Here is a 12,300-nt window from a genome sequence, read left to right as displayed (position 1 = left end):
CATGCCAACGATCCTGGTCCACACCCGCACCACGGGGTACCGGCACGCGTCCATCCCGCACGGCGTCCGGGCGCTGCGCGACCTCGGGTTCGGGGTACGGCACGCCGAGGACCCCGACGAGTTCGCCGACGCGCTCGGGCAGCGGCCCGGCGCGGTCGTCTTCGTGTCCACCACCGGGGAGGTGCTGACGGACGCGGGGCGGGAGCGGCTCGCGGCGTACGTCGACGGGGGCGGGGGGTTCGTGGGGGTGCACGCGGCGGCCTGTGCGGAGTACGGGTGGCCGTACTTCGGGGAGCTGCTGGGCGCCCGCTTCGCCGGGCACCCGGCGTACCAGCCGGGCCGCGTCCTCGTCACCGACCGCTCCCACCCCGCGACGCGTCACCTTCCTCCCGTCTGGAACTGGACGGACGAGTGGTACGACTTCGACGCGGACCCCGCGCGCGATCCGGCCGTCGGCGTCCTGGCCCGCGCGGACGAGTCCTCCTACACCGGCGCCGGTACGGGACCCGCGCACCCCCTCATCTGGTGCCGCCACCAAGGCGCGGGCCGCGTCTTCTACACCTCCCTGGGCCACGCCCCCTCCGCCTACGAGGACCCGGCTTTCCGCACGCATCTGGCGGCGGCGGTGACCTGGGCGGCCCGAGCCGACTCCTAGCCGACGGCGCCTCGTGACGGGCGCGAGGCCGTGTCGACTTGCGGCTCCACCGCGTGGGCGCGCTCAGCCATGACGGCGCGGCGGACGACTGTGGTGCACCTCGGCCCACACCGCAGGGAGCGCGACCGCGTCACGTCCGGCGCGACGCCAGCGTCCCGGCGATCGCGGAGACGCCGTCCGGGCCCACCCGGCAACAGCCCCCGATCAGACGGGCCCCCGCCCCGCACCAGCCGTCCACCCGGTCCGCCCCGAACGTCGACTCCCCGCGCCAGCCCCGGGCCACGGCGTCCCACCGCTCCCCACTGTTGGGATACACGACGACGGGCCTCCCGGTGACCCGAGCAGCGACCCGTACCGCCTCGTCCGCGTCCTCGGGCGCGCAGCAGTTGACCCCGACGGCCACGACCTCCTCGGCCTCCGTGGCGAGCGCGAACGCCTCCTCCAGCGGCTGCCCGGCCCGCGTGCGCCCCTCGGCGACGCTGTACGACAGCCAGACCGGCACCCCCGCCCCGCGCACGATCCGCAGCAAGGCCTCCGCCTCGTCCGCGTCCGGCACCGTCTCCAGCGCGAGCACGTCCGGCCCCGCCTCCACGAGCACGTCGAGCCGCGGCCGGTGGAACGCCTCCAGTTCGGCGACGCTCAACCCGTAGCGCCCCCGGTACTCGGACCCGTCCGCCAGCATCGCCCCGTACGGCCCGACGGACGCGGCGACGAACCGCGGCCGCTCCCCGGTCCGGGGCTCCGCGTCGGCCGCTTCCCGGGCCAGCCGGACGCTGGACGCGATGAGTTCACCGGCCCGCTCCCGTCCGACCCCGCGCCGCGCGAACCCCTCGAACGTGGCCTGATAGCTCGCGGTGATGGCGACGTCCGCGCCCGCCGCGTAGTACGCCCGGTGCGCGGCGACGATCGCGGCCGGGTCCTCGGCGAGCAGCCGGGCCGACCAGAGCTCGTCGCTCAGGTCGTGCCCGGCCGCCTCCAACTGGTTCGACATCCCGCCGTCGAGGACGAGCGGGCCGGCGGCGAGCGCCTCGGTGAACGCGGTGCTGCGGATCATGCCTCCGACGATAGCTCCGTGCGCCCCGGCGCCGCCGGGCCGTCTCACCGAGCTGTCCAGGCCCACCGGACCTCAGGGTTTGAGCGCCACGACCCCGTAGATGTTGATGTCCTCGTCCCGGACGTCACCGATGCCGCGCCGTGCCGCCCGCTCCAGCGGGTCCAGCGCCGCCTCCTCGGCCGGCTCCAGCTCGGTGTGCCGCCAGGTGCCGTCCGGGTGCCAGTGGTGCACGGGGACGACACCCGGCTCGACGGGCTCCAGGCCGTTGTCCGTGAGGAAGCGCAGCACCTCGGCGCGCGAACGCAGCGTGAAGGGCATGCCCGTCGCCTTCAGGCCCGGCAGGATCGTGTCCGGGTTGAGGTCGGCCGTCAGATGGCTGAGGAACACCGCGCTGCCCGACGGCAGGGCCGCCGTGAGCTCGGCCGTGATCGCGGACGCCTCGGGCTCGGGGACGAAGTGCAGCACCGCCGCCAGCCCCAGCGCCACGGGCCGGTCCCATTCCAGGGTGTCGCGGGCGCCCTTCAGGATCGCGGCCGGGTCGCGCAGGTCCGCGTCGAGATAGGCGGTCCGGCCCTCGGGCCCGCCGGACAGCAGGGCTCGCGCGTGCGCCAGCACCACCGGGTCGTGATCCACGTAGACGACCCGGGCGGACGGGTCGACGCCCTGGGCGATCTCGTGGACGTTCGGCCGGGTCGGCAGTCCCGTGCCGATGTCGAGGAACTGGCGCAGCCCGTGATCCCGCGTCAGGTGCAGCACCGCCCGCCGCATGAAGTCCCGGTTGTGCCGCACGTCGAGGTAGCCGCGCGGATTGTGACCCAGGGCCTTGGTCGCCGCCGCCCGGTCGACCGCGTAGTGGTTCTTGCCGCCGACGAGGGCGTCGTAGACGCGGGCCGGGTGAGGGCGCGTGGTGTCGATCCGCTCGCGCACCTGCTGCCATGCCTCGGCATCGGTACGGGGTGCTGTGGCGTCAGTCATCGCAACACCTTGACATGCTCCTCGCCTTGAAGGGCGGGGATTCTGGCCTTCTCCGACGGGTTACCGTGCCGCTGCGTGGCACGGTTTCCGGTCGGGAATCTGTGGCTTCCTGTTTCTTCGCGCTGTGCCAGAACGGGTTCTGGTCTTACCGGCGCTCCGCAGGCCGATACCGCCAGTCCGGCGGCCTGTCTGATGTTCGGTGCCAAGGACGGACCCAAACCCCTGAACGTGAGGGAATGGACCTGCGCCGCCTGCGGCACCCGTCATGACCGGGACATCAACGCCGCACTGCACTCTCGACGTCGCGCAGGGACTGCTGGAGCACCACGGCGGAGACCTCGCCCAGCCAGGACCGTTCCTTCGTCCGCTTCGCCTGCGTGATCAGCTTCTTCGACAGGTCACCGGCCGTCGGAAACGCCCGCCCGGCCCTGCGTGCTTCCTCGCGGGCGCGCACCGCGTCGTTGAACACGACGCGGGCGCACCCGAACGCCCTGGCCAACGCGGCCTGTTGGACGGCGTTCGGGTACAGCCTGAAGGCGTACCGGAGTTGCGTGACGATCACACTAGGCAACGCGAACTCGTGTCGTCGCTGGGAGCGTGTGAGCGATCCGCCACCCTCCCGGCAGCGAGTCTCCGGCTCCGACGGAAGGCCACCGCGACGCTCCGCGTCGCCACGACCAGAATCGCTTCACCCCCGGGCTGAAGGCCGGAGCACTGCGAATGAATCCCGGTAGCGAATCCCGCACAGTTGAGGGCGACTAGACCGGTGACCCGTCGGACTCCACCTCGGCCGGCGACCAGCGCTCCAGATCCCGCAGCCACGCCCGCGCGTTCCCGTCCGACGGAGCCCGCCAGTCGCCGCGCGGGGAGAGCGAACCGCCCGCCGACACCTTCGGCCCGTTCGGCATCGCGGACCGCTTGAACTGGGCGAACTGGAAGAAGCGCTTGCAGAAGTACTCCAGCCAGTGCCGGATCTCCGCGAGGTCGTACTCCTTGTGGTCCTCCTCCGGGAAGCCGGGCGGCCAGGCACCGGCCGTCTTGTCCCGCCACGCGTGCCACGCCAGGAACGCGATCTTCGTCGGCCGGAACCCGTACCGCAGCACGTGGAACAGCGTGAAGTCGTGCAGCGCGTACGGGCCGATCTTCGACTCCGTCGACTGGAGCTCCTCGCCGGGCACCAGCTCGGGGCTGATCTCCGTGTCCAGGATCGCCGTGAGCGTCTTGCCGGCCTCGTCACCGAACTGCCCGCTGCTCACCACCCACCGGATCAGGTGCTGGATCAGCGTCTTCGGCACACCCGAGTTCACGTTGTAGTGGCTCATCTGGTCGCCGACGCCGTACGTGCACCAGCCGAGCGCCAGCTCGGACAGGTCACCGGTGCCGAGCACGATGCCGCCGCGCTGGTTCGCCAGCCGGAACAGGTAGTCGGTGCGCAGACCCGCCTGCACGTTCTCGAACGTGACGTCGTAGACCGGCTCGCCCTCCGAGAACGGGTGGCCCATCTCCTTCAGCATCAGCCGCGCCGTGTCCGAGATGTCCAGCTCCGCCGAGGTCACCCCGAGGGACTCCATCAGCTGGTGCGCGTTCGACTTCGTGTGGTCGCTCGTCGCGAAGCCCGGCATCGTGTACGCCAGGATGTCGGTGCGCGGCCGGCCCATGCGGTCCATCGCGCGGGCCGCCACGATCAGCGCGTGCGTCGAGTCCAGACCGCCCGACACCCCGATCACGACCTTCGGGTTCCCGATCGAACCGAGCCGCTGCACCAGCCCCGACACCTGGATGTTGTACGCCTCGTAGCAGTCCTGCGCGAGCCGCTCCGCGTCCGCCGGCACGAACGGGAAACGCTCCACACGGCGCCGCAGACCGAAGTCCGTCGCCGGCGCCGCCAGCTCGAAGCCGACCCGGCGGAAGTCGCCGGTGCGGGCCGCGTGCGTACGGCGGTTGTCGTCGAACGTGCCCATCCGGCGCCGCTCCTGCATCAGCAGGTCCAGGTCGACGTCCGCCACCGCGAACTGGTCGCCCTGCGCGAAGCGTTCCGTCTCGGCGAGCAGCGCGCCGTTCTCGTAGACCATCGTCTGGCCGTCCCACGACAGATCCGTGGTCGACTCCCCGAGGCCCGCCGCCGAGTACACGTACGCGGCCAGGCAGCGCGCCGACGCCGAGCGGCACAGCAGCCCGCGGTCCTCGGCGCGGCCCACCGTGATCGGGCTGCCCGACAGGTTCAGCAGCACCGTCGCCCCGGCGAGCGCGGCCTCGGCGCTCGGCGGCACCGGCACCCACATGTCCTCGCACACCTCGGCGTGCAGCACGAGCCCCGGCACGTCCTCGGCCGCGAACAGCAGGTCCGTGCCGAACGGGGCCTCCGCGCCGCCGACCCGGATCGTGCCGCCCCGCTCGTCGTCGCCGCCCGCGATCTGGCGGCGCTCGTAGAACTCCCGGTAGTTCGGCGGGTACGACTTCGGGACCACACCGAGGATCCGGCCGCGGTGGATCAGGACCGCGCAGTTGTAGATCCGGTGCCGGTGGCGCAGCGGGGCGCCCACCGCGAGCACCGTCATCAGGTCCGCGGAGCCCGCCACGACCTCGGCGAGCGCGGCCTCGACATCGTCCAGGACCGGGTCCTGCAGCAGCAGGTCCTCGATCGAGTAGCCCGTCAGGCCCAGCTCGGGGAAGACGGCGACCGCGACACCGTCCCGCGCGCACTGCCGCGCCTGGCGCAGGACCGCCTCGGCGTTGGCGAGCGGGTCGGCGATCGCGGCGTGCCCCGTGCAGGCGGCGACGCGGGCGAAACCTTGGGAGTAGATCGACCGGAAGTTCACCCGCCCATCATGTCAACCGCCCCCGGGCGCTGCGCGGCGGGACCCGGCCGCCCCCAGACGGCCGGGGCCCGGCTGTTTCAGGGCGGTGTTCCGGTCGTGCAGCGCCGGCCGGCGGCCGTGCTCGCGCATGAATCCGAGACCGACCACGAACGCGGAGCGGTGGCCGGTCGCCGGCTTCGTGTACACCGACCGGCGAGGGGGGCGTCCTCGTGCCCCCCCGCGCGCGGCGCCGACATCTGCGTGCGGCGCGAACCCGGTGGCGAGGTCGTGCTCCACCACCCGGCCGCCGGCCTCGGCACCGCCCTCGACCGGCCGCGCGGGCCCGCCACCGGCCGGCCCATCGGCCGCAGCCGCGCCGCGCTCCTCGCCGACCCCGACACCCCGCGCACCACCGGCGAACTCGCCCGCCGCAACGGCCTGGCACCCGCCACCGTCAGCCACCAGCTCGGCATCCCGCACCGCTCCGGTCCGGCCCGCGTCTCCTTGAGGGCGGCTCCTCGTCCCGGTGACCGGGAACGGCGGCCGCGCCCGACCCGTCCCGGCCCCTAGCCTCCGGCACGTCCACGAGCAGCCCCAGCCTCAGGAGCGTACGGATGCGGCCGATCGACGAGAGCACGGTTCCGGAATGGGACGCCGACGCGGAGGTGGTGATCGCCGGGTACGGCGTCGCCGGCGCCGCGGCCGCGGTCGCCGCCGCGCAGCAGGGCGCCGAGGTCCTCGTCCTCGAACGCGCCGGCGGCTGGGGCGGGGCAGCCGCGCTGTCCGGCGGATTCATCTACCTCGGCGGCGGCACCGCGCTCCAGCGGGCCTGCGGCTACGACGACACCCCCGCGAACATGGCCGCGTTCCTCACCGCCGCGCTCGGCCCCGGTGGCGACCCGCACAAGATCCGCCTCTACAGCGAGGGCAGCCCCGAGCACTACGACTGGCTCACCGGCACCTGCGGAGTGGCCTTCCGCCCCGCGTTCTTCGGCGAGCCGGCCTGGGAGGCGTACGGCGACGAGGGCCTCATGTACTCGGGCGGCGAGAACGCCCACCCGTTCACCGCGATCGCCGACCCGGCGCCTCGCGGCCACCTGCCCTGCGCGGGGCCGCTCACCGGCGCCCCGAACGGGGAACAGGGCCGGGGCCGGCTCCTCATGGAACCCCTCGTGCGCACCGCGTCCCGGCTCGGCGTCACCGCCCGCTACGACACCCGCGTCGACGGACTGGTCGTCGCCGCCGACGGCCGGGTGTGCGGAGTGCGGGCCCGCTCCTTCGGCCGCACCCTCCACGTCCGCGCCCGGCGCGGCGTCATCCTCACCACCGGGTCCTTCACCTACGACGAGGCCATGGTCGGCGCGCACACGCCCCGGCTCAGCGGGCGGCCCGGCGCGGCCGTCGAGGAGCACGACGGCATCTCCATCCGGCTCGGCCAGGCGCTCGGCGCGCAGGTCAGCCATCTCGACGCCTGCGAGGTCGCCGTCGGCGTCGACCCGCAGCACCTGATCCGGGGCATCGTCGTGAACGCCCACGGGCAGCGGTTCATCAACGAGGACACCTACGCGGGCCGCATCGGCCAGGCATCCCTGCTCCACCAGGGCAACGGCTGCTGGCTCGTCCTCGACGAGACCGGATTCGAGGAGGCCGACGCCGCCACGCGGGCCGCCGAACAACTGCGTACGTCCCCCACGGTCGTCGCCGAGACACCCACCGAGCTGGCCTCCGCCATGGGCCTGCCCGAAGGCGCCCTCGAATCGACCCTCGACCTCTACAACCGCCACGCCGAGCAGGGCCGCGACCCCGTCCACCACAAGGCGGCGGCCTGGCTGCGCCCCCTGAAGGGCCCGCTCGGCGCGGTCGACCTGAGCCCCCGTACGGCCGGCTTCGCGCTGGGCGGCCTGACCACCGACACGGAGGGCCGCGTCCTCCACGTCGACGGCAGCCCCCTCCCCGGCCTCTACGCCGCCGGCCGCGCCACCACCGGCATCGCCACGGGCGGCTACGCCAGCGGGGCCTCCCTCGGCGACGGCACCTTCTTCGGCCGCCGCGCCGGCCACGAGGCGGCGCGACGGTAGCCCCTCGGGTACGGGCCCCTACGCCGACGCCGCCTGAAGCGCTGGCGCTCCACTCGGCCCGCACGGGCCGAGCCCCCCGTAAGGGGCAGGGGCAGGCCACCTCCAGGCCCGTGTGGGGGGAGCCCCTGCAAGGGGCAGGGGCAGGCACCTCCGGGCCCGCGTGGGGGAGCCCCCGCAAGGGGCAGAGGCAGACTCCACCACCCCCGCGCCGGCCTCGGCCGGCCAGGGGCGCAACAGTGCGAGCCCGCACCCTGTGCCCCTGGCCCAAGCCCCGCTCCCGCCCACCCGCCCCCTCCGGGGACGTCGGCCCGGCACCGGGCCTGCCCCAGCTAGGGCGCGGGGCTCTGTCCGATATGAGGCTCCGCCGCGTGGGTATGGGGTGTGCCCCGAGCCCGTAGGGCTGGGCGAGTGCGCCCCGTAGGCGCGCGGGGCTGTGTCCGACATGAGGCTCCGCGGCGTGGGCGCGATCAGCGACGCTGGCGCGGTGGTCGGCCACGGGCTGGGCCCCTGGGGGGGCGCCGGAGTGCGTCGGGGCGCACTCTTGCCTCGGCCTCTCCCGCCCACCGGCCCCCTCCGGGGACGTCGGCCCGGCGGCGGGGGCGCCCCGCCCATCGGCGCCGGGGTGGCTGTGCCCCCTAAGGGGCGCGGGGAACTGCGCGACCAGCCACGACGGCGCGGTGGTCGGCGACGGGCTCGGCCCCCTACGGCGCGTGGCGCTGTAGCCGCGGCCCGCCGAATCGCGCACCCGGCACCTGGGTGCCGCCTTGCCCACCCGTGCCGCCCCAGGCGGCAGACTGCCCAAGGCTGGGTCGGCCGGGATGTGTACGCGCGGCAGGGGCGCCGGCCCAAGGCTGGGTCGGCCGGAGACGGATCCGGGTTGGAGGCCGGCAGCCGGGATGCGTACCCCGTGCCAGGGGCGCTGCCCCGAGGCCGGGCGCCGGGCCGACGCCCCCGGAGGGGGCGGGAGGGTGGGAGAAGGGGGCGGGCCAACGAGAGGTGCCGAGTAACACGAGTTGGCGGGCCGGAGACGAGAGACGCTGGCCCGGAGAGCCCGGAGAGCCCGGAGAGCCCGGAGAGCCCGGAGAGCCCGGAGAGCCCGGAGAGCCCGGAGAGCCCGGAGAGCCCGGAGAGCCCGGAGAGCCCGGAGAGCCCGGAGAGAGCGTGTCGGGGGAGGTGGGTTGAGGGGCGGGGCCCCGTCAGGGGGCGCTACGGGTGGGGCCCGGGGATGAATGGGTGGGCTCAACTTCCTGGACAGGGCCGATGATCAACCGCCGGAGGCGCCCGGTACTGTTCCGCCGCATGACCCACACGGAACCATCACGCACCCAGCCCCAAAGTCAGGCCGAGGCCGGCCCCCGCACCCTGATCCCCACCGACCGCACCCGCCTGCGCCGCATGAAGGAGAAGGCCCGCTTCGAGCGCTCGGAGCTCGAGGCGATCCTCGACGCCGGTTTCGTCTGCCACCTCGGTGTCATGGTCGACGGCGTCCCCATGGTCGTACCGACCGTCTACGGACGGGACGACGACCACCTCTATTTCCACGGCTCCGTCGCCAGCCGCAGCCTCGCCGCCGACCCGGACGCGACGATATGCGTCACCGTCACCCACGTCGACGCCCTCGTCCTGGCCCGCTCCGTGTTCGAGCACAGCGTCAACTACCGCTGCGCGATGATCTACGGCACCCCGCGCAAGGTCACCGACGAGGCCGAGAAGGCCGAGGGCCTGCGCATCCTCACCGAGCACACGGCCCCGGGCCAGTGGGACTACGCCCGCCGCCCCAGCCGCAAGGAACTCGCCGCCACCACCCTCCTCGCCCTTCCCCTGGACGAGGCCTCCGTCAAGATCAGCGACGGCCCTCCGGACGACGGCGACTCGCCCGACGCCGAGCTCGGCCTGTGGGCCGGGGTCCTGCCCCTGAGCTCCCGCTGGGGCGCCCCCACCGCGGATCCGGCCCTCCCCGTGGGCATCGCGGCGCCGGCCCACATCACGGCCCGAGCGGGGACCCGCCAGGGCTGAGGGACAACCGGGGGCATACCGTGAGAGGTCGAAGCACGGCCCGGCAGCGAACGAGGAGTGGGTGTACGGGATGGACGGGATGGCCGACAAGGCGGAGAGCCGCACGGCACTGGTCGAGGACCTGATGGAGCGCTTCCCGCACGTTCCGAAGGAGGCGGTCTTCAAGGAGGACCTGCTCCGCGGCGGCGTCGCGTTCGACCCGTCGGCGCTCAGCGACAACGAGGGCGGCGAGGTCAAGCCCAAGTCGTACTTCATCTTCTCGTTCGACCACGGCACGCTCCCGGAGCTCGGCGAGGCCGCCCTGCGCCGCCCGCCGGAGGAGATCGTCCTCACCGGCGGCCCCTACGGCCTGCGCCGCACGGTCGTCTCGGTCCGCGTGAACCCGTCCTCCCCGTACCGCGTCGCGGCCAACGAGGACGGCATGCTCGGCCTCTACCTCGACGGCAAGCGCATCGCCGACGTGGGCGTCCCCCCGATGCCGGAGTACTACCGCCACAAGCTCTCGAACGGGAAGTCGGTCATGGAGGTGGCCCCGACCATCCAGTGGGGCTACCTGATCTACCTGACCGCCTTCCGCGTCTGCCAGTACTTCGGCGCCAAGGAGGAGTGCCAGTACTGCGACATCAACCACAACTGGCGCCAGCACAAGGCGGCCGGCCGCCCGTACACGGGCGTGAAGGACGTCGACGAGGTGCTGGAGGCGCTCTCGATCATCGACCAGTACGACACCGCGAAGTCCTCCACCGCGTACACCCTCACCGGCGGCGCGATCACGTCCAAGGTGCAGGGCCTGGACGAGGCGGACTTCTACGGGCGCTACGCGAAGGCCATCGAGGAGCACTTCCCGGGCCGCTGGATCGGCAAGGTCGTCGCCCAGGCGCTGCCGAAGGACGACGTCCAGCGCTTCAAGGACTACGGCATCCAGATCTACCACCCCAACTACGAGGTGTGGGACGAGTACCTGTTCAAGATGTACTGCCCGGGCAAGGAGCGGTACGTCGGCCGCGACGAGTGGCACAAGCGGATCCTCGACTCGGCCGACATCTTCGGCGCGCGCAACGTGATCCCGAACTTCGTGGCCGGCGTCGAGATGGCCGAGCCCTTCGGCTTCAAGACGGTCGACGAGGCCATCACCTCCACGACCGAGGGGCTGCGCTTCTTCATGTCGCAGGGCATCACCCCGCGCTTCACGACCTGGTGCCCCGAGCCGACGACCCCGCTCGGCAAGGCGAACCCCGCGGGGGCGCCGCTGGAGTACCACATCCGGCTGCTCGACGCGTACCGCTCCACGATGGACGAGTTCGGTCTCTCGTCCCCGCCCGGTTACGGCCCCGCCGGCGCCGGCCGCGCGGTCTTCTCCGTGAGCTCCTTCATGGACAGCCTCGCCCCGAACACGGAGTCGGTCGAGATCTGACCCTCGCCGTGGCGCTGCCGCCGCGTGACCGGCAGAGGCCCGGTGGGGGCCTCCGCCGCCGCGTGGCCGTCTGCGGCCCGGGTGGGGGCTGGTCGCGCCCACGCGGCGGAGCCGCATATGGATACAGTCCCGCGCCCCTGAAGGCATGCGGCTTCGCCGCGCCTTCAGGGGCGCGCTGCGTGCGCCCTATGAGATCGCGCACGGAGTGCGCATCTCAGGGGCGCGGGGAACTGCGCGACCAGCCACGACGCAAGCCGCACCCGGCGGAGAAGCCGGCGGAGCTACGGCGTCACGCCGCCTGGGCCACGGCCCCCTCCGACACCCCGAGCAGCTCCCGCACCAGCTTCCCCCGGACATCCGCCGCCCCCTCGGAGAGCAGCGCCGACAGCACGGCCACCCGGGTCTGCCCGGCCCGGAGGACTCCGGAGAGCACCGCTCCGGCCGCCACCAGATCCACGGCCCCGCCCCCGGTGTAGATCTCGGCCAGCGGCCCGGCCGGCACCCGCGTGGACACGGCGACGAGAACACCCGCCCGCACGGCGGAGCCCACCGCCTCGACGAACTCCGGCGTCGCGTTCCCCGCCCCGGTCGCCACGAGCACGATCCCGCGCGCCCCCGCCGCGATCGCCGCTTCGAACAGGGCCGGGTCGGCGTCGCTGTGGTGCATCACGATGTCGACGCGCGGTATCGCGGTGTCGACGGGCGGCACGGCCAGCGGCGCGGGCCGCTGCGGGGTGCGCCGGATGTCGACCCGGCCGAAGCCGAGCCGGCCCACCGGCACGTCGGCCGACGGGTCGGAGAAGGCGTCCGCGGCGAGGGTCTGCGTCTTCACGGTGCCGCGCGCGGCGTGCACCTTGCCGTCGAAGACGACGAGCACGCCGAGGTCGCGTACGGAGGCGGCCACCTGGAGCGCGTCGTACATGTTCCCCGGGCCGTCGCCGTCCGTCGCGCCGAGCGGCTTCTGCGCGCCGGTGAACACGACGGGGCGGGGGTCGTCGTGGTGCAGGTCGAGCAGGAACGCGGACTCCTCCAGGGTGTCCGTGCCGTGCGTGACGACGATGCCGTCGACCGAGGGGTCGGCGAGGACCTCCCGCACCGTGCGCAGCAGCGTGAGCTGGCGCTCGGTGGTCATCCGCGAGCTGTTCACGTTGAACAGGTCGAGCACCCGCACCTCGACCCCGTCGGGCACGGCGGCGCTGGCCAGGACGGTGTCGCCGCCCGCGTCGGCGGCGTAACCGGTGCCCTGCCAGCGGCTGGCGATCGTGCCGCCGGTGCTGATGAGGGTGATGTTCTTGGTGTCCATGGCGGCT

General features: G+C 73.6%; 9 protein-coding genes and 2 pseudogenes. 6 read left to right on the top strand and 5 right to left on the bottom strand.

The annotated features are described in order from the left end of the window. Position 1: 1 nt before the first annotated feature. Positions 2-655 carry a ThuA domain-containing protein gene (locus IAG42_RS07635; protein WP_188336269.1) on the top strand — a complete coding sequence of 218 codons (654 nt, stop codon included), beginning with the start codon at positions 2-4 and terminating at the stop codon, positions 653-655. A gap of 130 nt (positions 656-785) precedes the next feature. Here IAG42_RS07635 and mmuM read toward each other — a convergent pair whose 3' ends face one another. Next, a complete protein-coding gene (mmuM, locus tag IAG42_RS07630) occupies positions 786-1,709 on the bottom strand; it encodes a homocysteine S-methyltransferase (protein WP_188336268.1) in 924 nt (307 codons plus the stop codon). A 72-nt stretch (positions 1,710-1,781) separates the two neighbouring features. After that, a complete protein-coding gene (locus tag IAG42_RS07625) occupies positions 1,782-2,684 on the bottom strand; it encodes an SAM-dependent methyltransferase (protein WP_188336267.1) in 903 nt (300 codons plus the stop codon). 192 nt (positions 2,685-2,876) lie between these two features. On the opposite strand from IAG42_RS07625, the pseudogene IAG42_RS38555 reads away from it, so the two are divergent. Continuing rightward, positions 2,877-2,942 (top strand): annotated as a pseudogene (locus IAG42_RS38555) (hypothetical protein); the annotation flags it as partial. Positions 2,943-2,967: 25 nt separating this feature from the next. On the opposite strand, the pseudogene IAG42_RS07615 reads toward IAG42_RS38555, so the two are convergent. Beyond that, positions 2,968-3,246 (bottom strand): annotated as a pseudogene (locus IAG42_RS07615) (helix-turn-helix domain-containing protein); the annotation flags it as partial. Between the two features lie 196 nt (positions 3,247-3,442). Beyond that, positions 3,443-5,503 carry an NAD(+) synthase gene (locus IAG42_RS07610; RefSeq protein ID WP_188336266.1) on the bottom strand — a complete coding sequence of 687 codons (2,061 nt, stop codon included), beginning with the start codon at positions 5,501-5,503 and terminating at the stop codon, positions 3,443-3,445. Between the two features lie 240 nt (positions 5,504-5,743). Between IAG42_RS07610 and IAG42_RS07605 the strand changes: the two genes are divergently transcribed. The 4 genes from IAG42_RS07605 (at position 5,744) to IAG42_RS07585 (ending at position 10,990) form a co-directional block, all read left to right on the top strand. Next, entirely contained in the window at positions 5,744-6,052 is a 309-nt protein-coding gene (locus IAG42_RS07605) for a hypothetical protein (RefSeq protein WP_188336265.1), read from the top strand. A 44-nt stretch (positions 6,053-6,096) separates the two neighbouring features. Continuing rightward, positions 6,097-7,560 (top strand): FAD-dependent oxidoreductase, encoded by a 1,464-nt coding sequence (locus tag IAG42_RS07600; protein WP_188336264.1) that lies wholly within the window; start codon positions 6,097-6,099, stop codon positions 7,558-7,560. Positions 7,561-8,859: 1,299 nt separating this feature from the next. Further along, positions 8,860-9,576 (top strand): pyridoxamine 5'-phosphate oxidase family protein, encoded by a 717-nt coding sequence (locus tag IAG42_RS07590; RefSeq protein WP_188336263.1) that lies wholly within the window; start codon positions 8,860-8,862, stop codon positions 9,574-9,576. A 79-nt stretch (positions 9,577-9,655) separates the two neighbouring features. Further along, the gene (locus IAG42_RS07585; protein ID WP_188341239.1) at positions 9,656-10,990 is read left to right on the top strand and encodes a radical SAM protein; all 1,335 of its coding nucleotides are present in this window, start codon (positions 9,656-9,658) and stop codon (positions 10,988-10,990) included. Between the two features lie 289 nt (positions 10,991-11,279). Here the strand turns inward: IAG42_RS07585 and IAG42_RS07580 are convergent, their stop codons facing one another. After that, complete coding sequence (locus IAG42_RS07580) at positions 11,280-12,293, bottom strand: asparaginase (RefSeq protein WP_188336262.1); 1,014 nt, start codon at positions 12,291-12,293, stop codon at positions 11,280-11,282. Positions 12,294-12,300 lie beyond the last annotated feature (7 nt).

Source organism: Streptomyces xanthii (assembly GCF_014621695.1).
Classification (GTDB): domain Bacteria; phylum Actinomycetota; class Actinomycetes; order Streptomycetales; family Streptomycetaceae; genus Streptomyces; species Streptomyces xanthii.
The sequence above is the reverse complement of the archived record's forward strand: the minus strand, read 5'-3'. Positions and strand labels throughout refer to the sequence as shown.

Excerpts from the sequence above, each read along its gene's own strand:
- IAG42_RS07635 (WP_188336269.1), top strand. The coding sequence starts at position 2 with ATGCCAACGATCCTGGTCCACACCCGCACCACGGGGTACCGGCACGCG.
- mmuM (WP_188336268.1), bottom strand. The coding sequence starts at position 1,709 with ATGATCCGCAGCACCGCGTTCACCGAGGCGCTCGCCGCCGGCCCGCTC.
- IAG42_RS07625 (WP_188336267.1), bottom strand. The coding sequence starts at position 2,684 with ATGACTGACGCCACAGCACCCCGTACCGATGCCGAGGCATGGCAGCAG.
- IAG42_RS07600 (WP_188336264.1), top strand. The coding sequence starts at position 6,097 with ATGCGGCCGATCGACGAGAGCACGGTTCCGGAATGGGACGCCGACGCG.
- IAG42_RS07590 (WP_188336263.1), top strand. The coding sequence starts at position 8,860 with ATGACCCACACGGAACCATCACGCACCCAGCCCCAAAGTCAGGCCGAG.
- IAG42_RS07585 (WP_188341239.1), top strand. The coding sequence starts at position 9,656 with ATGGCCGACAAGGCGGAGAGCCGCACGGCACTGGTCGAGGACCTGATG.
- IAG42_RS07580 (WP_188336262.1), bottom strand. The coding sequence starts at position 12,293 with ATGGACACCAAGAACATCACCCTCATCAGCACCGGCGGCACGATCGCC.